General features: G+C 71.9%; 21 protein-coding genes. 7 read left to right on the plus strand and 14 right to left on the minus strand.

What is annotated here, in order from left to right; genetic code table 11:
• Positions 1-21: 21 nt before the first annotated feature.
• Entirely contained in the window at positions 22-516 is a 495-nt protein-coding gene (locus ACIQUR_RS06490; protein WP_403659216.1) for an SsgA family sporulation/cell division regulator, read from the minus strand.
• Between the two features lie 171 nt (positions 517-687).
• On the opposite strand from ACIQUR_RS06490, the gene ACIQUR_RS06495 reads away from it, so the two are divergent.
• The 4 genes from ACIQUR_RS06495 to ACIQUR_RS06510 all read left to right on the plus strand — a co-directional run bounded on the left by ACIQUR_RS06495 (position 688) and on the right by ACIQUR_RS06510 (position 4,616).
• Complete coding sequence (locus tag ACIQUR_RS06495; protein ID WP_403659219.1) at positions 688-1,749, plus strand: energy-coupling factor ABC transporter permease; 1,062 nt, start codon at positions 688-690, stop codon at positions 1,747-1,749.
• 1 nt (position 1,750) lies between these two features.
• Positions 1,751-2,512: a cobalt ECF transporter T component CbiQ gene (gene cbiQ, locus ACIQUR_RS06500; protein WP_403659222.1), complete on the plus strand. Its 762-nt coding sequence runs from the start codon at positions 1,751-1,753 to the stop codon at positions 2,510-2,512.
• Entirely contained in the window at positions 2,500-3,294 is a 795-nt protein-coding gene (locus ACIQUR_RS06505; RefSeq protein WP_403659225.1) for an energy-coupling factor ABC transporter ATP-binding protein, read from the plus strand. Before cbiQ ends, ACIQUR_RS06505 begins: the two co-directional genes overlap by 13 nt.
• 104 nt (positions 3,295-3,398) lie before the next feature.
• Positions 3,399-4,616 carry a serine hydrolase domain-containing protein gene (locus ACIQUR_RS06510; RefSeq protein WP_403659228.1) on the plus strand — a complete coding sequence of 406 codons (1,218 nt, stop codon included), beginning with the start codon at positions 3,399-3,401 and terminating at the stop codon, positions 4,614-4,616.
• A 118-nt stretch (positions 4,617-4,734) separates the two neighbouring features.
• Here the strand turns inward: ACIQUR_RS06510 and ACIQUR_RS06515 are convergent, their stop codons facing one another.
• The gene (locus ACIQUR_RS06515; protein ID WP_403659231.1) at positions 4,735-6,351 is read right to left on the minus strand and encodes a penicillin-binding transpeptidase domain-containing protein; all 1,617 of its coding nucleotides are present in this window, start codon (positions 6,349-6,351) and stop codon (positions 4,735-4,737) included.
• A 502-nt stretch (positions 6,352-6,853) separates the two neighbouring features.
• Here ACIQUR_RS06515 and ACIQUR_RS06520 point away from each other — a divergent pair.
• On the plus strand, positions 6,854-6,991 hold the full coding sequence (locus tag ACIQUR_RS06520; protein WP_403659234.1) for a hypothetical protein: 138 nt from the start codon (positions 6,854-6,856) through the stop codon (positions 6,989-6,991).
• 357 nt (positions 6,992-7,348) lie between these two features.
• Here ACIQUR_RS06520 and ACIQUR_RS06525 read toward each other — a convergent pair whose 3' ends face one another.
• From ACIQUR_RS06525 to ACIQUR_RS06580, 12 genes are all read right to left on the minus strand, one after another.
• Positions 7,349-8,608, minus strand: a complete 1,260-nt coding sequence (locus tag ACIQUR_RS06525) for a tyrosine-type recombinase/integrase (protein WP_403659237.1) — start codon at positions 8,606-8,608, stop codon at positions 7,349-7,351.
• A 69-nt stretch (positions 8,609-8,677) separates the two neighbouring features.
• Positions 8,678-8,914, minus strand: a complete 237-nt coding sequence (locus ACIQUR_RS06530; RefSeq protein WP_403659240.1) for a helix-turn-helix domain-containing protein — start codon at positions 8,912-8,914, stop codon at positions 8,678-8,680.
• 492 nt (positions 8,915-9,406) lie between these two features.
• Positions 9,407-10,879 (minus strand): ATP-binding protein, encoded by a 1,473-nt coding sequence (locus tag ACIQUR_RS06535; RefSeq protein WP_403659243.1) that lies wholly within the window; start codon positions 10,877-10,879, stop codon positions 9,407-9,409.
• A gap of 1 nt (position 10,880) precedes the next feature.
• Positions 10,881-11,726 (minus strand): bifunctional DNA primase/polymerase, encoded by an 846-nt coding sequence (locus ACIQUR_RS06540; protein WP_403659246.1) that lies wholly within the window; start codon positions 11,724-11,726, stop codon positions 10,881-10,883.
• The gene (locus tag ACIQUR_RS06545) at positions 11,723-12,406 is read right to left on the minus strand and encodes an SAM-dependent methyltransferase (RefSeq protein WP_403659249.1); all 684 of its coding nucleotides are present in this window, start codon (positions 12,404-12,406) and stop codon (positions 11,723-11,725) included. The genes ACIQUR_RS06540 and ACIQUR_RS06545 overlap by 4 nt, the downstream gene beginning before the upstream one ends.
• Before the next feature lie 284 nt (positions 12,407-12,690).
• Positions 12,691-14,811, minus strand: a complete 2,121-nt coding sequence (locus tag ACIQUR_RS06550) for an ATP-binding protein (RefSeq protein ID WP_403659252.1) — start codon at positions 14,809-14,811, stop codon at positions 12,691-12,693.
• 91 nt (positions 14,812-14,902) lie between these two features.
• Entirely contained in the window at positions 14,903-15,115 is a 213-nt protein-coding gene (locus ACIQUR_RS06555) for a DUF6257 family protein (RefSeq protein WP_403659255.1), read from the minus strand.
• Between the two features lie 22 nt (positions 15,116-15,137).
• On the minus strand, positions 15,138-15,338 hold the full coding sequence (locus tag ACIQUR_RS06560) for a hypothetical protein (RefSeq protein WP_403659258.1): 201 nt from the start codon (positions 15,336-15,338) through the stop codon (positions 15,138-15,140).
• The gene (locus ACIQUR_RS06565) at positions 15,335-15,718 is read right to left on the minus strand and encodes a DUF6251 family protein (protein WP_403659260.1); all 384 of its coding nucleotides are present in this window, start codon (positions 15,716-15,718) and stop codon (positions 15,335-15,337) included. Before ACIQUR_RS06565 ends, ACIQUR_RS06560 begins: the two co-directional genes overlap by 4 nt.
• Entirely contained in the window at positions 15,715-16,050 is a 336-nt protein-coding gene (locus ACIQUR_RS06570) for an RRQRL motif-containing zinc-binding protein (protein WP_403659262.1), read from the minus strand. The genes ACIQUR_RS06565 and ACIQUR_RS06570 overlap by 4 nt, the downstream gene beginning before the upstream one ends.
• Positions 16,047-16,910: a DUF2637 domain-containing protein gene (locus ACIQUR_RS06575; RefSeq protein ID WP_403659266.1), complete on the minus strand. Its 864-nt coding sequence runs from the start codon at positions 16,908-16,910 to the stop codon at positions 16,047-16,049. Before ACIQUR_RS06575 ends, ACIQUR_RS06570 begins: the two co-directional genes overlap by 4 nt.
• Positions 16,907-17,170: a DUF6284 family protein gene (locus ACIQUR_RS06580; RefSeq protein WP_403659269.1), complete on the minus strand. Its 264-nt coding sequence runs from the start codon at positions 17,168-17,170 to the stop codon at positions 16,907-16,909. The genes ACIQUR_RS06575 and ACIQUR_RS06580 overlap by 4 nt, the downstream gene beginning before the upstream one ends.
• 452 nt (positions 17,171-17,622) lie before the next feature.
• Here ACIQUR_RS06580 and ACIQUR_RS06585 point away from each other — a divergent pair, with 452 nt between their 5' ends.
• Positions 17,623-18,414 carry a GntR family transcriptional regulator gene (locus ACIQUR_RS06585; protein WP_403659272.1) on the plus strand — a complete coding sequence of 264 codons (792 nt, stop codon included), beginning with the start codon at positions 17,623-17,625 and terminating at the stop codon, positions 18,412-18,414.
• Complete coding sequence (locus ACIQUR_RS06590; RefSeq protein ID WP_403659275.1) at positions 18,411-19,070, plus strand: YdcF family protein; 660 nt, start codon at positions 18,411-18,413, stop codon at positions 19,068-19,070. The genes ACIQUR_RS06585 and ACIQUR_RS06590 overlap by 4 nt, the downstream gene beginning before the upstream one ends.
• The last annotated feature ends 362 nt before the right edge of the window (positions 19,071-19,432 follow it).

The raw sequence follows: 19,432 nt of genomic DNA on the forward strand, positions 1-19,432 counted from the left end.
GGACGGCCCGGTCTCCTCGGGTCACGGACGGCCCGGTCGCACCATCGCGGTGCGGCCGGGCCCTTTCGTCTGCGGTGCGGGCGCCGCGGCGCCGGGTGCCGTCGGGCCCTGGGTCGCGGGGCCGGCCGCACCGGCCCGCAGGGCGGACCTCGGCGCGCCGGCGCCGGTCGGCGAGACGGCGTACGTCCGGCGCAGGAAGCGGCGCAGCGCGGAGGAGTCGAACTGGACGACCGCCACGCCGTCGGGGGAGTGGAACTCGACCACGGCCTGCACCCGGCCGCACGGCCAGACCCGGACGTCACCGGTGCCGGTCGGGGCCTGGAGTCCGGTCTCCAGCAGGGTGCGGGCGAGCACCCACTCGTTCTCGGTGCCCTCGGGAGAGATCCCGGCGGGGAAGACGATGCGCACGGCGAGTGGCTCGTCGGGCAGGAACCGCAGGGCGACCGGGATCACCCGGTAGAGGGGATCGTCCGTCACGACCCGGCCGCGGACGCGCTCTTCGATCGGGGAACTCACGGCTCGGGCTCCTCACACTCGCGGCATTTATCCCCAATGTCGCATATTTCAAGGGAAACGTTCCCTCGCTTTTTGGCATGCGGACGCTCTTGCCAGTCGTTTGCAAGTGGGCCCTATCATCAGACGTTGCCCACGCGGAGGCAGAAGACACGCAGGAAGCGGAGCCCCACCATGCACGTCCCCGACGGATTCATCGACGCACCGGTCTCGGTGGCCGCGGGAGCGGTGGCCGCGGCGGCCGTCGCCGTCTCCCTGCGCGGCGCGCGCAGGGAACTCGGGGACGTGGCCGGTTCCCCCCGTCTCGGCAGCGAGCGGACCGCCCCGCTGGCCGGCCTCGTCGCCGCCTTCATCTTCGCCGTCCAGATGCTCAACTTCCCCGTCGCCGCGGGCACCAGCGGCCACCTGCTGGGCGGCGCCCTCGCCGCGATACTCGTCGGCCCGTACACCGGCGTGCTCTGCGTCTCCGTGGTCCTGCTGATGCAGGGCATCCTCTTCGCCGACGGCGGCCTCACCGCCCTCGGCGTCAACATCACCACCATGGGCGTCGTGACCGTCGTGGTCTCCTACGCCGTCTTCACCCTGCTGGTGAAGGTGCTGCCCAAGGGCCGCCGCTCGGTCACCGCGGCCGCCTTCGTCGGCGCCCTGGTCTCCGTCCCGGCCTCCGCCGCCTTCTTCACGCTGCTCTACGCCATCGGGGGGACCACCGACGTCCCCATCGGCAAGGTGCTGACCGCCATGGTCGGCGTCCACGTGCTGATCGGCATCGGTGAGGCCGCGATCACCGCCCTCACCGTGGGCGCCGTGATCGCCGTACGGCCCGACCTGGTGCACGGCGCCCGCGGCCTGACCACGGGGCTCAAGCTCCGCGTCGGCGGCGAGCTGGTCGACGCGCCCGCGGCGGCCCCCGCCCCCGTGGCCGCCCGCTCGACCCGGAAGGTCTGGGCCGCCGGCCTCGTCACCACCCTCGTCCTGGCCGGCTTCGTCTCCTACTACGCCTCCGCCAGCCCCGACGGCCTGGAGAAGGTCGCCGCCGACCAGGGCATCGACCGCAAGGTCGAGGAGCACGCCGCCGCGGGCTCCCCGCTCGCCGACTACGGCGTCAAGGACGTCTCCGACGCCCGCCTCTCCGGCGGCCTCGCCGGCGTGATCGGCGTCGGCACCACCGTGGCCTTCGGCACCGGTGTCTTCTGGGTCGTCCGCCGCCGCCGCACCGCCCAGGCGCCGGTGGTCTGACATGGCCGCGGGCCACGCCCACAAGCTCTACCGCCACGGGCACTCGGCCGTCCACGCCCTGCCGCCGCACTGCAAGCTCGTCGCCGTCCTCGGCTTCGTCGTGGTGGTCGTCGCCACCCCGCGGGAGGCGGTGTGGGCCTTCGCCCTGTACGCCGTCCTGCTCGCCGGCGTGGCCGCGGCGGCCCGCGTACCGGCCGGCTTCCTGCTGCGCCGGCTGCTGATCGAGGTGCCCTTCGTCCTCTTCGCCGTCCTGATGCCCTTCGTGGCGCAGGGCGAGCGGGTCGAGGTGCTCGGCCTGTCCCTGAGCGTCTCCGGCCTGTGGGGCGCCTGGAACGTACTGGCCAAGGGCACCCTCGGCGTCGCCGCCTCGGTCCTGCTGGCGGCCACCACCGAACTGCGCGAGCTGCTGCTCGGGCTCCAGCGGCTGAAGCTGCCGCCGCTGCTGGTCCAGATCGCCTCGTTCATGATCCGCTACGGCGACGTGATCACCGACGAGCTGCGCCGGATGTCCGTCGCCCGCCGCTCGCGCGGCTTCGAGGCGCGCGGCCCCCGGCACTGGGGGGTGCTGGCCAAGACGGCCGGCGCGCTGTTCATCCGCTCGTACGAGCGCGGTGAGCGCGTCCACCTGGCGATGCTCAGCCGCGGGTACGCCGGGACCATGCCGGTGATCGACGAGGTCACCGCCTCGCGCACGCAGTGGGCCCACGCGGCCGCACTGCCCGTGACGGCCCTGGCCGTCTGTCTGATGGGATGGATGCTGTGACTGCCCCGACCTCCGCGACCGCGTCCACTCCCGCCACCGCGCCCTCCCTCGACGTGTCCGGCCTCGCCTTCGCCTACCCCGACGGCCACCAGGCCCTCTTCGGCGTCGACCTCGCCATCGGCCGGGGCGAGCGCGTCGCGCTGCTCGGTCCCAACGGAGCCGGCAAGACCACCCTCGTCCTGCACCTCAACGGCATCCTCGGCGGCGGCGTCGGCACGGTCAGGGTCGCCGGACTGCCGGTGGAGAAGAAGAACCTCGCCGAGATCAGGCGCCGGGTCGGCATCGTCTTCCAGGACCCCGACGACCAGCTCTTCATGCCGACCGTCCGCGAGGACGTCGCCTTCGGCCCGGCCGCCGCCGGGCTGCGCGGCGCCGAGCTGGAGGCGCGGGTGACCGCGGCGCTGGAGCGCGTGGGCATGGCGGAGTTCGCCGGCCGGCCCCCGCACCACCTGTCCTTCGGGCAGCGCCGCCGGGTCGCCGTGGCCACCGTGCTCGCCATGGAGCCGGAGATCCTGGTGCTGGACGAGCCCTCGTCCAACCTCGACCCCGCCTCCCGCCGCGAGCTGGCCGACATCCTGCGCTCCCTCGACGTGACGGTGCTGATGGTCACCCACGACCTGCCGTACGCGCTGGAACTCTGCCCGCGCTCGGTCGTGCTGAGCCAGGGCGTGATCGCCGCCGACGGGCGCACCCAGGACCTGCTGTGCGACGAGGACCTGATGCGGGCGCACCGGCTGGAGCTGCCGTTCGGCTTCGACCCCCGGTCGGTGGCCGTTCCGTAGCCCCGCAGGGCCCCTGGCCCCGTCTCCGGCCGTGAGACGTGAGACGTGAGACGTGTGACGTACTGCGGGCCCCGGAAGCAACGCGGGTCGTTTCACGTTGCACCATGTTGGTCGGCGCCATCCGGGTGCCGAGTGGCACCAGGGAGCAGGACGTGGACGTCGACGTCCAGGGCAGCGTGGCGGCGGGCTTCGAACCCGTCAGGGACGCCTTCGTACGCAACTTCACCGAGCGCGGCGACCGCGGCGCGGCCGTCACCGTCTACCGCGACGGCCGCCCGGTCGTCGACCTCTGGGCCGGCACCCGCGACGCCGACGGCGGCACCGAGCCCTGGACCGCGGGCACCGCGCAGATCGTGCGCTCGGCCACCAAGGGCGTCGCGGCCTCCGTACCGCTGCTCCTCCACCAGCGCGGGCTGCTGGACCTCGACGCGCCGGTGGGCGCGTACTGGCCCGAGTTCAAGGCCGGCGGCAAGGAGCGCGCCCTGGTCCGGCACCTGCTGTCGCACCGGGCCGGCGTCCCGGCCCTCGACACCGGGCTCACCCCGGAGCAGGCCGCCGACGCCGAGCCGGCCGCGCGGGCCGTCGCCGCCCAGGCCGCCGCCTGGGAGCCGGGGGAGGCCCACGGGTACCACGCCCAGACCTTCAGCTGGCTGCTCGGCGAGCTGGTGCTGCGGGTCACGGGCCGCACGCTCGGCCGGTGGCTCGCCGAGGAGGTCACCGGCCCGCTGGGGCTCGACTTCTGGATAGGCCTGCCGGACGAGGAGGCCCACCGGGTCGGCCGGGTCGCGGCCGTCGCGCCGCCGCCGGTCGCCGCGGGCGGGCTGAAGACCCGGCCGAAGCGGAACGTCTCCGCCGCGTACGACGACCCCAACTCCCTCACCCGGCGCGCCTTCGCCGCGATCGACCCGCTGCCGGACGAGAACGCCCCGGCCTACCGCGCCGCCGAACTGCCCGCCTCCAACGGCATCGCCACCGCGCGTGCCCTGGCCCGCTTCTACGCGGCCACCTTCGGGGAGGTCGAGGGCGGCTCCCGGCTCTTCACGCCGGAGACCACGGCGCTGGCCGGCACCGAGGAGGCCGCCGGCCCGGACCGCGTACTCGTCGTCAACACCCGCTTCGGCCCGGGGTTCATGCTGCACGGCCCGGCCTCGCCGCTGCTCTCCCCGGCCTCGTACGGTCACCCGGGCCGCGGCGGCTCCCTCGGCTTCGCCGACCCCGGGGCGGGCATCGGCTTCGGCTACGTCACCAACGCCCTGGCCAAGTCCGTCACCGCGGACCCGCGCGCGCAGGCGCTGGTGCGGGCCGTGAAGTCGGTGCTCTGACGGCGGCGCCGGTCGGGGCGGCGCCGGGTCGCGCCGGGCCGGGAGCGGGACCGGCTCGGTCCGGTCCGGCAGGGCACGACCCCACGGCCCCTCCCGCCCGCGGTGCCGGCCCCTCCGCTCAGCCGGCGCGGAGCACCTGGGCCACCAGCGGCCCGGCCGCTTCCGCGCCGTGCCCGCCGCCCTCGACGAACGCGGCCGCGGCCAGGTCGCCGCTCCACCCGGCGAACCAGCTGTCCGGGTTGACCGCCCCGTCGACCTCCGCCGACCCCGTCTTCGCGCCCTTCGGGCCGTCGACCGAGGCCATCGCGGAGGCCGCCGTACCACTGGCCGCGGTCTGCTGGAGCATCCGCTTCAGCTGAGCGGCGACGGCCGGCTTCATCCGCCGCTCGGCGGTCGCGATCCTCCGGTCGCCCAGCTCCGCCGGGACGACCAGCGGCTGGCGGAAGACGCCCGTCTTGGCGGTGGCGACCATCGAGGCGACGGTCAGCGGGTTCATCCGGACCTTCCCCTGGCCGATGTACTCGGCCGCCGCCTCCGCGCCCGTCACCTCGGGCACGTCGCCGTCGAAGCTGGCCACGCCGGTCTGCCACTCCAGCCCGATGCCGAAGACCTCGCGCAGCTCCCGCGGCAGCGCCGCGTCGTCGTCCACCTGCTTGATCTGCTTGATGAAGGCGGTGTTGCAGGAGCGGGCGAAGGAGGTGGCGAAGGTCTTCCCGGTGAGCGAGAAACCGCCCTGGTTGCGGAAGGCCTTGCCGTACCAGGAGACCGTCTCCGGGCACTCCGCCACCCGGTCCGCCGCGACCAGGCCCCGGTCCAGCAGCATGGCCGCCGTACCGATCTTGAGCGTCGAGCCGGGCGCGGTGGTGCCGAGCATCGCCGCGTCGAAGCCGTCCGCGCGGTGGTTGGCCACGGCCAGCACGTCGCCCGTGCTGGGCCGGAGCGCGACCACCGAGGACGACGCGTGCGCCGTGACCGCCCGCTCGGCCGCGGCCTGCACCGTGGCGTCGAGGCGGGTCCTGATCGTCCCCGGCCGGCCGGGGTCGAGGGTCAGCACGGTCCGCTTCGGCTGCTCCGCGACGGCCGGCTCGATCCAGAGCTCGGCCCCGCCCTTGCCGCCGGCCCCCGCGGAGTACCGGGCGCGCAGCTCGTCCAGGATCCGCCGCAGCGAGGGGTACTCCTCGGCGGTGAGCGGCCGGCCCGCGCGGTCCACGACCCGTACGGGCGGCAGCGCGGGCTCGCCCGTCCGCAGCTTCTCGCCCAGGTGCAGCTGGGGGTGGATGATGGAGGGCACCCAGTCGACCAGCGGCTTCCCGCTGGTCAGCCCCCGGACCACGGTCAGCGAGGAGGCGTACTCCAGGGGCTTGCTCATGCCCTGGTACGCGACCCGCGCCCGCACGGTGAACGGCACCGTGGTGCCGCCGGCCTTCCCGGCCGTGATCACCGCCCCGGTGACGTGCGCCTCCGCCGCGTAGTCCCGCACGGCGTACTGGGCGGCCTCGGGGTTGTTCGTCAGACCGGCCGCGGCGTGCTCGTCCCCGGCAGCCCAGGCGGCCAGGAACGCCTCGGCGGTCCGCAGCGCCTCTCGCTCCCCGACCGGCCCCCGCCGCTCCGCGGTCTTCCCCCCGGTCTCCGCGGCGGCCCCGCTGCCGACCAGGGAGTACACCCCGTACCCGGCCCCGCCGACCATGACGAGGAACACCCCGCCCACGACCGCACCCTTCACGACCCCCCGCATCCCAAGCCCCTCCCCAGACGCTCCGTGAACCCGCCCGACGCTACCCGCGGCCCCACGGAAGGTCCTGAGTACCGCTACTCAGAAGTCACCAAGTCCCGGAGTTTCCGGCCGAGTTCACGGACGACCGCCCGGGCCGGAAGGTGACCATCCCGCTCCGGGCGGTCGCCGCGTCCACGCCGAGGCCCGGAGCGCCACCGTCGAGCTGCGGGCCCTGCGCGACGACCCGCCGCAGGCCTTGACGGAGGAGATCTGACGTCGTGCCATGAGAGGACACACGGCGACGGGCGGGGGATGACACGGTGGCGGCAGAGGGACACGGCGGGCCCAGTGGCGAGCTCGAGAGCCACGATGAGGTCCCGCGGGGCAGCGCTCCGAAAACCCCACCTGAGCAAGGCAATTGGGCTGGCCATGTAGTTGTGATCGTCCTGGCTCTCATCGTCGTAGCTCTGGTCGTCCTGGCTCTCGTCGCCTTGGTGACGATAGTGAGCGCGGCATCCGGCGATTGCTCTCCTCACTGCGGCAGCATCACGCCCTGGCACTGATCGCCGAGCTGTCCGCGGACCTGGCCGCCGCCGCGCTGGTCGCCACCACCGGTTCGCTGCTGCGGCGCCATCGCCGGGGCGATGCGGCCGGCAGCTGACTTCGACACTCCGGGCAGTCTGCGGGCTGGGATCATCGACAGCACGAACGACGGGCCCGGCACCTCATGGGTGCCGGGCCCGTCGTGGTCGTCACTGGTGGTCGCCGGCCGTCCTGGGCCACCCCTCGACGGCCCCCAGACGGCCCCAGCCGCCCCAGGCGGATCACACGTGCTGGCAGCGCGCCCCAACCGCCCCCATGTTGTTAGACCCAGGTGTCGAACCACATGCGGTTGCGCCAGGCGTCCATCGGGAGGGTCTGGCCCGTGTAGATGGGCCAGAAGTAGATGAAGTCCCGGTGGCCCGACCGGCCAACGCTCTGACCAGGCTGAACGCTGCTGGCCGGGCCGCTCAGGAGGCTACTGGGCCGCCTCTGGGCCGTGATCATGGTTCTGCGGGGCCTTGAAGAGCCCGTCGACGGCCTTCCGGGTCCGGCCCTCGCTGCTGGGCATCAGGTGCGTGTACGTCCGCAGGGTGAAGCCCGGGTCGGCGTGGCCAAGGTACTGGCTCAGGGCGCGGATGTTCTCGCCTGCGTCCAGCAGAACGGACGCGTAGAAGTGCCGCAGCGCGTGCATGCCGTGCTGCGGCGCGGAGGCGTACCGCTCTCCTTCCTCAGCCGGAGGGATGATGCCCGCGACCGCGAGGGCGGGCTTCCACACGTGGTCGTTGAAGTGGCTGACCCTGACGAACGAGCCGCTCCGGCTCGGGAAGATGAGCGACTTCGTCACGGGCGGCCCGTCCGGGGTCCGCCACGGCAGGGTGACGGCCACCGGCGGGTGCAGCTTCGAGTGCTCGCGCAGTGCCGCCGCGACGGATCCGGGCAGGGGCACCGAGCGCGCCTTGGCACCCTTCGGCGGGGCAAAGACGTACTTGCCACGGATGCGCTTGAGCTGGTGTTCCACGCGGAGCCAACCGCCCTCGTAGTCGACCTCGTCCTCGGACAGCCCGAACACCTCGCCCTGACGCAGGCCGCATCCGCCGGCGATATCGACGGCAGCACGCAGACGCCGCGGCAGAGCGGCGCGCACAGCCAGTACCTGCGCGGTCGCCCACGGAGCGACGCGCGGAGGAGCAGGCTTGGGCACCTGAACCGACCGCGCCCGGCACGGATTCTTGGGCAGCAGCCCGTCATCGACAGCGGCGGCGAACGCGGCACTGACCGTGCCGAAGATGATCCGACGGTGTGAGGAGGCAGGAACGCGCTCCTCCAACTGCCCCAGCCACGTACGGATGTGCCCCGGCTGGAACGACGGCATGGGGCGGGTGCCGATGTACGGATAGGCGTGCAGCCTCAACCGGCGCTCCGCCGCCTCACGGCTGTTGATCTCCGTCGTGTGGGTCTTCACCCACTTCTCGGCGAACTGGCGGAAGGTGATGCGGTTGGCGCGCGGGTCCACGTACTGCCCGCGGGACATGTCGGCTGCGGTCTCGTTCAGCCACGCCTCGGCGAGGCGCTTCTGCTTGTCCGGGAAGGACTTGCTCTTCTCGGTGCCGTCCGGCCCGACGTACCGGGCGCGGTAGCGCGCCCCGGTACCGAACCTGTCGGTCTTGACCCGGACAAGCTTCCCTTCCTCGTTGCGGGCGGTCTTGAACCAGCGGTCTTGGATGTGGCCGGCCACGTGGTGCCCTTCTGAGAACGCGAGCGGGGGCGGCCCGTGCGGGCCGCCCCCGTGGTGGGTGGGAGTGGTTCAGGCGGCGCGCTGGGCGTCCGCGTGCATCTGGTCGTTGATCCAGCCGCGTACGGCTGTGGGGTCGTAGCGCAGGTGCTTGCCGACGCGGAAGCCGGGCGGTCCGGTGCGCTTCTTGCGCCACTGGTAGACGGTCTCCAGGGGCACGGTGAGCAGTTCGGCGATGTCGTCGGGGGTGAGGTAGCGGTCGGGGAGTCCGCCGCGCAGGGTGGCGCGGGGGTCGCTCTGGGCGGGCATTGCTCCTCCGGCGGAATCGGCTGGGTGGGGCTTGTTGAGCCCGGCCGACGCGCGGCAGGGCACCTGGAGCGGTCGCGTGTGTCCGAGGTTGGGATTTCTGCGTCACGGCGTCATCAGCGTCATTCGGGGCGTTGACCTGCGTGTTTGGGTGACGCAGGGGTCTGGGCGCTGTGTCACCGGTGACGGAGCCGTCCGTCACCGGGTGACGCAGGTGACGAACGGTGACGCACAGATTCGGGGTCTGCGTCACCCGTGTCGGTGCAGGTCAGGCCCGGTTTCGAGGGTGGTCGTGACGCAGGTGACGCAGCGTCTTCCTACTTAGGAAAAAGAGGGCGCTTGTGTCTGTTGTTGTGCGCGCCTTCGGGCGAAATGCGGAGCCGCACAGCGGCACGCCCTTTGGGCGGCGGCGCGGCCGCCGAAGAACAAGAGGAGCACCACCGCCCTGGGGGGTGCTCCTCTTGCTTGTGCGCCCGGCCTGGTGGGGCGCGGGGTCTAGAAGAGGTCCGTCTGCTGGTCCTGCGGGGGCGTGGGCCGGGTCATCGAGATGTAGCGGGCGGCCTTGGTGCGGCCCCAGTCGACGCGGACGCCGCGAGCGGCCAGGACGGGCTGAAGGCGCTTGAGGCGGTCGGAGAGAACCTTGCCTGTGGTGGGCCAGCCTTTGGGAAGGGGGCGGAAGTCCTCGCCGGTGTAGAGGTGGGTGAGAGCGTGCAGCCACTCCGCCGACGCCATCCGGACTTCCTCGCCGGGTTCGGCGCCGGTGGCGTGCTTGAGGACGGTCTGGGCGAGGAGGTCGCCTTCGATGACGTCGTCGTTGAGGTCGTCCAGGCTGGCCCGGTAGGCGTCCAGCGCGCCGAAGCTGCGGGCGGCGTCCAGCTGCGCGCACAGGTGGGCGAAGTCGGCCATGCGCAGGTCGGTGGGAATGTCGGCCTGCGCGGCGCGGACGTTGACGGCGAGGTCGAGCACGGATCCCAGGATGACGGGCAGGTCCCGTGCGAACTCCGTCCACAGCTCTTCTTCGGTGCGCCGCAGGCGGGGGCGTTCGAGGCGTAGGGGGAGGAGGCGTTCGGCGAGGTCGGGACGGATGACGCCCACGTCGATGCCGGTCAGCAGGAGCGGGCGGCGGTAGCGGGCGCGGACGACGTCGCCGTCCGTGAACAGCGCGCGCTTGATGTTCTCGGCGCCGGTGACGATGCAGCACATCAGGTCGGAGAGGTCCGGGCCGAGGTGGGAGAGGTTGTCCAGCCCGGTGATCCACCCGGCCGCGACCGCGGTGATCAGGTTTTCCTCGTCCTTGGGCGGGCGGCGCAGGTCCCCGCTCATTCCCTCGATGATCCTCACGAGCATCTTCCCGGCGGTGGACTTGCCCGCGCCCTGAGGGCCGGTGAGGAAGGGGGCGGGGACGGGGACGTCGGGGCCGAGGCAGCCGACGAGCCAGGCCAGGGCCAGTCCCTCGCTCTGGGCGCTGGAGAAGTTGACCAGGCGCATCAGCAGGTCGATTCCCTTGCCGTCGGTGTCCTTGGCCGGGAGGGGGAGTTCGCCGGTGAGCTGGGTACGGCGCCAGCAGACCTCGCGGGGGTCGGGGGTGAGGATGTCCCAGCCGTTGGGGTGGATGCGGACGGACTGGCCGTCGTCGCGGCCCAGGTCCAGCCACGTCGCGCCGTCGAATCCGGGGGCGACGCGGATGTGGACGGGCTGGACGTCCTCGGTGAGCGCGAGTGCTTCGATCAAGTCCAGTGCCTCCTTCAAGGCGGTTCCGTTGAAGACGCCGACCCCGTCGCGGAACAGGCCGACCATGAGTTCCTGCCGGTGACTGCCGGTCGTGCCCTGGGAGCGGATCGGACGGGCCACGGGGTGACCGTTGCGCTGGGCGTAGACGGTGCCGTCGACCGTGCGGAAGTACCGGAAGTGCGCCTGCGCGTACTCGGTGATGACCTGACGCGCCGGGTTCTTCTCCTCCTCAGGCATCTCACATCCCCAAAGCAGCGATGGCGTTGGACCAGGCGACCTCGCAGTGCCGCAGGGACTCACCCCGGGCCTGCGCGGCGGTGAACAGGCGGCCGATATGGGCGTCGGTCAGGCAGCCGCACCGGCCATGGGCGGACAACACAGCGAGGAACGTCCCATAGACCGTGCTGTGCACCTCGCTCTGCGCGCCAGTGATGCGCTGCTCTGCCATGGCGAGACCCCGCTCCAAATAGACGGGAGAGCGGTGCGGGCACTCCCCGCCCCCGGACGTCGCGGGCACGCCTACGGCGCTGGGCGCCGACCGGACTGCGGCGGGCTTCCTCGCGGAGAGCGCGCGCACGACGTCCGGCAACGGCGTGATGGTGCCGATGCCGGGGCCGCGCCAGCGGGCGTAGGAGGCGGTGGACTTGATGTCGATGCCGTCGCGGACGCCGTTCACGGAGCGCATGGTGCCGCGGTAGATCCAGTGCTCGCCCCGGGTGGTGGCCATGGTTTTGGTTGCGGGGAGGTTCTGGCGGGCCCATGCGACCGCGTCCGGGTTGTCGAGGTCGACGACGGTGAGTCCGGCGCCGCCGGGGTGGTAGGCAACCGCGTGGGCCCGTCGCCATGCTCCCGCCCATGCCGGTGAGGTGAGGACGCCCGGGGCGGTCGTGGCCGCGGCCCAGCCGTGGCAGGGGGCGGGGCACTCGCAGGGGCCGGCCGCCTTCATGTGCGGGCGGTCCCCGCACGCCGAGCGGGTGCAGTCCGGGCAGTTCCCGAAGGGCAGTTTGCCTGCCCGCAGGGGCATGACGGGCAGGCCGGCACCTGCGAGCCGGAGCGCGGTGGTCAGGTGCCCGGTGGCCGTCATGCGGCCACCGCCCCTGCGTAGAGGTGTGCGAGGGCCTGGGCTCCGATGTGCTGGGTGTAGGCCGGGGGGATGCATTCGCGGATGCCGTCGCGGTTCATCCACGGCACGCCCATGACCCGGCGGGCGTGGGGGACGCCGGAGAAGTTGCCGACGAACTGCCCGTACCAGCCTTCGGGGACGGGGCGGCCCATCTTGGCCTGCGGCGCCAGGTGCGGCGGGTGAGGGGGCGGGGTGAGTGTGAAGCCGCCGCCGGTCTCGAAGTACCGGTGCCGGTACGTCGCCAGGCCGAACATCGCCCCGCACAGCATCACCGGCTCGCGGAGCTTGTGGGCTGCGCCCCGGACGTTCTCCATCACCCACGGCCGCCCCGTCGAGTTGAGGGCGTCGCGGGTGGGGGCGATGAGGTCGGGGTGGGTGTTGCCCTGGATGCGCTGGCAGTCGGTGTCGTGCTGGCAGGGCGGGGAGGTGTGGATGAAGGCGAAGCGCGCGCCGTAGGTGCGGATGAAGCCGATGGCGTCGCCCTGGTGGAAGGCGAGGGGGTAGCGGGGCTGGGCGTCCTTGTCGACGCCGGTCACGGCGAACCCGGCGCGGTGGTAGCCCATGCCGGCGCCGCCCTGGCAGCAGAACGCGTCCAGTAACAGCGGCCGGTGCTCTCGCGGGATGTCGGTCGTGTGGGTCATGCTGTAGTCCTCCAGTTGTGCTGGATGAGGGCGGCCCGGTCATTGGCGTGAGGGGGCCGCTCTCGGCTTGTATGGGGTGAAGCGGAATCCCTGACGGGTGTTGGTCAGGGAGGTTGGGCCGCCCCCTGTCGGGGTGGCGGTGGAGGGGGTTTCGGGGCGCTGACCTGCGGCGCCTCCCTGCCTCCCTGACGGATCATTCATGCAGGTCAGTGCCAGGGAGGCAGGTCAGGGAGGGGCTCAGGGAGTTCTCCCTGCCTCCCTGGCCTGTCGGGGTGCGGCTCCCTCTACTGGGCGGCGGAAGCGGAACCGTTGCCCCCGAAGTTGGTGAGGGCGCGGGTGATGCGGTCGCGGCTGATGACCATGCGGCCGTCGGACTTGTAGGGTTCGGCGCCGGTGCCGTCCAGGACGCGCTTGAGGTCGATGAACGACCACCGCCCGTACGCCTTCTCGTTGAGCGCGGCGAGCCGCTTGAGGACGTCCTGCGTCAGGACCCGCGATTCGGTGCCCAGGACGGTCGCGATGTCCGCGAGCGGGTCGCACTCGGCCGCATCGGCCACGGTGTGGGCGGTGGTGACGGTGCCGCTGCGCAGGGCCTTGGCCCGGTCGGCGACGGCATGGGCGGTGTCGGTGTCGATGTAGTGGGTGCGGACGGTGATGGAGGCCTGACCGGCGGGGATGGCGATGCCGTCCGAGGCGACGACCACGGTCCCCTTGTCCAGGCCCTGCCGCAGCAGGTGCGGGGCCGCACCGCCGTCCACGGCCTTGTCCCCTAGTGCCATGCGGGCCTGCGACTCGGTGCCCAGGGCGAGGCTGATGCGGGTGTGGGCGCCCTCGCGGACCAGCTTGGGGAGGTTCTGGTCGGTCGGGTCCTGGGTGCCCTCCCACAGCAGCACGTCCACAGCCCGACCCTGGTTGTGGATTTTCCGCGCGGCCATGAAGTATCGGGATGTGGCCTTGGACCCGCCGTAGGGGCGCTTGTCGGCGCCGACGGCCGGGCACATGAATGCCACCTGTGCTTCGTCGACGATCAGGACCAGGGGCGGGAAGACCGTGCCGGCCGGGGCCTGGATGCGGCGTTCCATCTCCGCGACACCGGCTTCCAGCATGTCGGTGGCGTCGATGACGTGCTCGTCGGTCGGGCCCTGGATGAGGGTGGTGGCGAGTCCGTCGAACATGCCCCAGTCCCCGACGCCCTTGAGGTCGGCGATCCGGAACTCGACCGTCTTGTCCAGCGCCAGCCACAGGGCGAGGGCTCGGAGGGCGGCGGTCTTGCCCTGGTTGGACAGGCCGGTGATCAGCAGCATCCGCTGGTACAGGCTGATCAGCGCGGCGTCTCCGCGCAGGTCCTGGCCCCATGGGGCGCGGCCCGACTTGTAGTCGGCGGTGAGGGTGTCGTCGACGACGAGCGGGGACGGGCCGATCGGCTCGTCCAGCGCGCCGGAGTCGGCGATCCACAGCCGCACGGTGCGGGCGGCGGTCGGGAGGGTGATGAACACCTCGTGTTCGTGCCGGGCGAGGTTCTCCGCGAGCTTCCTGCGTCGTCCCTGCACTTCAGCGGTTGATACGCCGGAGGGGAGGGTGACGTCGACTTCTACGCCGCATCCGGCGATCCGGATCGGGCCGAGCATCGCGGCGCCGGCGTCGCCCATGTCCTTGATGGCCTTGCGTAGCGGTGCGATGCCCAGGTCCCGCAGGGCGGTGACGACGATGGAGGGGGTGATCGGGGCGCCGGCGTCGTCGCGCTGCTGGGCGGGCAGGGCCCATTGGGGTGCGGTCTGCTGGTGGCGGCCCAGCCCCCACAGGGCGCCGAGTACGGCCCATGGGCCGACCGTCACCAGCGGTCCCCACACCACGGTGCCGACCATGGTGACCCACCGGATCAGCTCGATCGCGGCCATCAGGGGGCCGAACACGTAGGCCGCGTCCTTGTTGGCTATGGCCAGCGCGATGCCCAGGCCCAGCAGTCCGCCGGCGGCCGTGAGTAGGGCGTAGAAAGCGTTGCGGGCCACGTCCTGGGGGGCCTTGATCAGGTCCATGCGGCGGCGGTGGCGGTCGGCGCGGAAGCGGTGCAGGCGGTCCTCCCACTCCTTGGCCTCCTCCCAGTTCCCGGCCGCTTCCGCGGCCCGGATCATCCGCTGATAGCGGGACCCGGTCCGCCCGTCCCACGCGCGGCGGAACGCGATCCGGCCGCCGCCCAGCACGTACAGGCCGTGCCGGACGAACATCCGGGCCGCGGTACGCGTCCGGTCGTTGACGACCGCATCACGCATCGCGGCCAAGGTGCGCTTTAGCACCCGCACCGACCGCACGCCGAACGACGGCTCAGGGGTGGGCGGAACGAGGGTGAGGGGCTCAGCAGCGGTTTCGGGGCTCTGCTTGAAGAGGGGTACGACGTTCTCGGGCATGCTGAATGTCCTGTCGTGTCTCGTGATGAGCGGGGCAGGGCCCGGGGCGGCCGGCTTCCTTGGCCGGGCGTACGGCCGCCCCGGGGCACAGCTAGCGGGAACTGCGGGCCTTGTCGGCCTGCGCGGCTTCGCGCTCCTCGCGCTGGCGGGCGCCGTCGATGATGCGCTCGACCTTGCGCTCCAAGTCGCGCTGGTAGACGTTCTCTCCGGCGATCCCGCGCTTGGCCATCCGGGCGATGTACCAGGCGATCTGCGCCTTCTCGCGGGCGGTGAACTGCGGGTCCTTCTGGGCCTTACCGGTCATGAGGACTCCCTGATGGGGTGGGTCAGCGTCCGGTCTTCTTCAGCTCGTGGGCATGGCACAGCATTGGGGCGATCAGCCAACTGATCCCGGCAACCGTCCAGCGGCCGGCCGTCAACGAGCACGGCGGAACCTCGTCGAGGATCCGCCCCGTACGGCCAACGGCCCGCGGGTCGTCCTCGCAGGCGACGATCAGCACCTTCTCTCCGGCGGCGAACACGGTCACCGCCTCCTGCGCGAGCGGGCCTTGGCCACCGTCTTGGCCGCGGCCTTCCCCTCAGCGCCGCCGACGGACTTCACAACCGTGTGGACCGCCCAGCCGAGCACGAGGGCCAGGAACGCGAGCATCGCGAGGTTCGCCGCGATCGCGGTCAGCGCGCCGACGAGCAGCGGGCCGAAGTAGACCCCCGCCGCGACCGCGCCGACGCCGACCCCGGAGCCGAGTGCGATGCGCTGGACCGTGCGGTCGGGCGGGGCCTGGTGGATGTGCTGATGCACCACCTGCGGCCCGCTGTAAGCCGCGGGAAGCTGATCGGCATACCTGTACGTGCCGTCCGGCAGGCGGACCACGCCGACGGGATTGGTAGGTTCGGGGAGGCGGTTCACGAGGGGCTCCCTTCGGGGTACGTGCAGGTCACGCACATGCCGAGCGAGGTGGGGATGACGTATCCGGCATCGCGTCGGCAGGCGGGGCAGGTGCGGCGCGCGAGCATCGCCAACGCGAGAGCGCCCCACTTGCGGGCGGTCATCGGCCGCACCGGCAACGCCCGGTCGACGCGGTAGAGGTAGGCCACCAGCGGCGGCCGCCGGAAGCGCGGCCGCTCGACCTGCCCCACGACCGGCTGACCGCCGGGCCGCAGGCCCAGGGCTCGGAGTTGGCGGCGGGTGGCCAGGCCCTCGGGGGCCAGGCGCCAGGTATAGACGGGTATCGCGCTCACGAGACGGCCACCGCCTCAGCCGCGGCGTTCTCCTCGCGCTCGGCGCGAAGGGTGTCGCGCACCATCCGACCGTTCGCCGGAGACGTCCGCAGCGTCTGCCGCAGCCGATCCGCGGTCAGCTCCTTCACCGACCACGACTCCGTCAACGCCCGAGCCTCAGCCAGCAACTCATCCGACGTACGAACCGTGCGCGTGGAGCGGGCCGACTCCGGGACCCGACCCGTCGCCCGACGAGCACGCAGCCGATCGGCAGCAGCCACCCGATCCGACCGCCCCATCACCGCGACCGGCACGCCCCCGCCCATGACGAACACCTCGTCGCCGCCCGACCCGGGCAGTGCCGGCACGGGGGCGGAGGTGGGCTCTTCGGGGCTCGACTCGGGCAGGTCAGCCATGGACTGATTTACAGGCACCTGCACCGATTCATCAGCATCCGATTCGGCGTGCGGTCGGTGGTGGAGGACCTTGCCGACCAGATCGGATCCGAAGTAGATCGACCCGACGGGCAGCGACGCGGCCAGCAGCACGAGCGCCCAGTTCAGCGCATCCGACTCCGCCAACCGCGCCCACTGGCCCGACGTGCCGTGCAGACCGTGCACGTAGTTCAGCACCAGCGACGCGGCCGTATACGAGGCGAGCACCCGCAGCGCGAACCTCCGACCGTCACCGGTTAGGACGAGGGCGGCGACGAGGGCAAGGGCCATCAGGCCGTCGACCACGAACGGGTAGAGCATCGCGGCGGTGTCGTCGGCGCCGATCGTGCGAGCCACATCCCGCAGCGCGTTCCACGACACCCGGAACGCCATGCCGACCACTGCCACCAGGGCGGCCACCAGTGCGATGCGGGCCCTGCGGCTCACGCCGCACCACCCGGCACCGCCGCCGCCCGGTTCTCCAGCGCGGTACGGGCCGCCAGCACCCGCCGGCGCGCCCGCCGCAGCCGCGTCAGGTCCACCTCGGACGGCACGCGGTCCAGCACCATGATTTGCGCGTCCAGCACATCGCGCTCCGCCAGGATCAGCGGCAGTTCCAGCTCAATCGCGTCCAGCTCCGCAGCCGTCGGCTCCAGGTCGGCCGGCAGCGCGGTAACACCCATGTGACGTGCAACGATGGACTCCATCGGGTCTTGCTCCTCTCACCAGGAACGGGACCGAACAGCGCCCCCGGTGTTCCAGCACCGGGGGCGCACTTCGTTCGTGAAGCAGGCCAAAAACCGGCTCCCCTCAACCCCGCCCGTACGGCGCCGACGGCACCGGACAGGCGGAGGAGGCAACCGGCCGCGGCTGATGAGCCGCGGAGGGGTTGATCAATTCCTTGCGACCTCTTTCCGGGAACACGAGCTCCCGTTGGTAGGCAGAGGCCCGCCGTCCGGCTGCAAAGGGTTGCCGGCGCCCTCGGCCCGCTCTGTCCCGGGCCCCTATTCGGATCGCTCGGACAGGCCAAAGGGGACCCTCCGAGAGGCGTCTCCTGTCCTAGGACTGGCGGCCGCCTGGAGAAACCATGGCACCCCTGTCCTAGGACTGTCAATGTCCTAGGACTGTGCGAAACTGGCCGAGTCGAGAGGAGTGCCCGGTGGCACCGAAGTGGCGAGAGCTGGCAGACAAGCTGGCTGACCAGATCAGGAACGGCGACTACACGCCCGGCCAGCTCCTTCCGCAGATCCGCGACCTGGTCGAGGCGGGCGAGGGTTCCAAGGCGACCGTCCATGCCGCGTACAAGGCCTTGGAGGCCGAAGGGCTGGTCACCTCGTCGCGCGGCGTCGGGACGATGGTCCGTGCGCAGACCCCGTTGAAGCGCATCGGGATTAGTCGCTACGACAAGGCGAAGTGGCGCGACGGCGACGAGGTCGCGTTCATCGCGGACCGCGTGGCGTCAGGCCGCGCGTACCAGCGTGGCGAGCAGACCCAGTCCGTCAGCCGCATCGAGGCACCCGCGGCGGTGGCCGAAGCTCACGGGCTGCCCGAAGGGGCGCCGGTGTACGCGCGAGCCCGCCTGGTCAAGGAGGGTGAGCAGCCCACGCATACGCTGACCAGCTACTACCGCCCTGAGCACGTAGAAGGCACGCGCATCGTGGACCCCACGCCGGGTCCGGCAGGTCGGGGCGGCGGCTTCAAGGTTCTTTATGACGCGGGCTACGAGATCGACCACATGAAGGAACGGATCTTCGCCCGCGTCCCCACGGCGGACGAGGTGAAGCTTCTCAAGCTGCCGGCCGGCGAGCCGGTGGTGGAACTGCACCGGACGACGTACACCGCAGATGGGACGGTCGTCGAGTTCGCCATCGGGGTGCACGCCGCGTCACGGTTCGCTTGGGAGTATGAGTTCCAGGTCCCGGACTCGGCTAAGGGCGGCGAACAGAAGTGATCTCTGACCAGGCGTGGGCGGACGCGGAACTCATCTGGGACTTTCACCAGATGCACCACGAACCGCGCCCGTGCTCGGTGGCCGTAGGCCTCGGCAGCCACGACTTGGGCGTCGCGGACACCACGGTCGACCTGTACAGGCGCGGCATGGCACCCCTGATCGTCTTCACTGGCGCCACCAGCCCGACGACCCGCGACCGGATGCCGCGGGGCGAGGCCGTGCACTATCGCGAAAGGGCGCTGGAACTGGGAGTTCCGCCAGAGCGCGTACTGGTCGAGCCTCAGGCGCGGAACACCGGTGAGAACATCCGCTTCACCCGTGAACTGCTTGAACGGGCTGGCCACCACATCGACTCGGTGCTGCTGGTCAGCAAGCCGTACGAGGAACGCAGGGCGTACGCCACCGCCCGCAAGATGTGGCCCGACGTCGACGTGGTCAGCGCCTCAACAGCGATGACGCTTCCCGACTACGTCGAATCGATTGGCGACCCGCGCATGGTCGTCGACATGCTCGTCGGTGCTCTGCAACGCTTGTTGCTCTACCCCTCGCAAGGCTTCATGGTCTCCCTGCCGGTACCAACGCCGGTCCTTGTGGCGTACCAACGCCTGTGCGACCAGGGCTTCACGAGCAGGCTGGCCCCGGCGCCAGCCACGTAGCCCGAAGCGAGGCGATGGTTTCCCTGCCTCGATCAAGGGCGCTTCCGCCGCCCAAGGTGGCGTCGCGCGCCCGTCGCCCCGGGCCTGCGCTCCTATCTCCGCCCCGCTCTCGCCCGGCCCGCCGGCCGCGCGCCACAGTGGCTAAGAGCTTGATGGGGTGAACCGGCCTGCTCGGTCGGCTACCCGCTAGAACGATGCCTCCGGCGGGGGCGCTCAGGCTCCGGGATGGCGGGGGCGCCGTATGCGTGTGCTGGCGCCGTTGGGGTGCGCATGAGGGCTCCCATCCCGTCTGCCGTCGACCCAGGCAAGCCGAGCAGACGCGGGCCCTGGCGTCCAGGTCGTTCGTACAGTGGCCCGCTCCA

The organism is Streptomyces sp. NPDC101132, from assembly GCF_044759225.1.
In the GTDB taxonomy this organism is placed as follows: domain Bacteria; phylum Actinomycetota; class Actinomycetes; order Streptomycetales; family Streptomycetaceae; genus Streptomyces.

What these genes read in the sequence shown, in the direction of transcription:
- ACIQUR_RS06505 (WP_403659225.1), top strand. Translation starts at nt 2,500, where the DNA reads ATGGATGCTGTGACTGCCCCGACCTCCGCGACCGCGTCCACTCCCGCC.
- ACIQUR_RS06495 (WP_403659219.1), top strand. Translation starts at nt 688, where the DNA reads ATGCACGTCCCCGACGGATTCATCGACGCACCGGTCTCGGTGGCCGCG.
- ACIQUR_RS06545 (WP_403659249.1), bottom strand. Translation starts at nt 12,406, where the DNA reads ATGACCCACACGACCGACATCCCGCGAGAGCACCGGCCGCTGTTACTG.
- ACIQUR_RS06580 (WP_403659269.1), bottom strand. Translation starts at nt 17,170, where the DNA reads ATGGAGTCCATCGTTGCACGTCACATGGGTGTTACCGCGCTGCCGGCC.
- ACIQUR_RS06515 (WP_403659231.1), bottom strand. Translation starts at nt 6,351, where the DNA reads ATGCGGGGGGTCGTGAAGGGTGCGGTCGTGGGCGGGGTGTTCCTCGTC.
- ACIQUR_RS06530 (WP_403659240.1), bottom strand. Translation starts at nt 8,914, where the DNA reads ATGCCCGCCCAGAGCGACCCCCGCGCCACCCTGCGCGGCGGACTCCCC.
- cbiQ (WP_403659222.1), top strand. Translation starts at nt 1,751, where the DNA reads ATGGCCGCGGGCCACGCCCACAAGCTCTACCGCCACGGGCACTCGGCC.
- ACIQUR_RS06510 (WP_403659228.1), top strand. Translation starts at nt 3,399, where the DNA reads ATGTTGGTCGGCGCCATCCGGGTGCCGAGTGGCACCAGGGAGCAGGAC.
- ACIQUR_RS06540 (WP_403659246.1), bottom strand. Translation starts at nt 11,726, where the DNA reads ATGACGGCCACCGGGCACCTGACCACCGCGCTCCGGCTCGCAGGTGCC.
- ACIQUR_RS06555 (WP_403659255.1), bottom strand. Translation starts at nt 15,115, where the DNA reads ATGACCGGTAAGGCCCAGAAGGACCCGCAGTTCACCGCCCGCGAGAAG.
- ACIQUR_RS06535 (WP_403659243.1), bottom strand. Translation starts at nt 10,879, where the DNA reads ATGCCTGAGGAGGAGAAGAACCCGGCGCGTCAGGTCATCACCGAGTAC.
- ACIQUR_RS06550 (WP_403659252.1), bottom strand. Translation starts at nt 14,811, where the DNA reads ATGCCCGAGAACGTCGTACCCCTCTTCAAGCAGAGCCCCGAAACCGCT.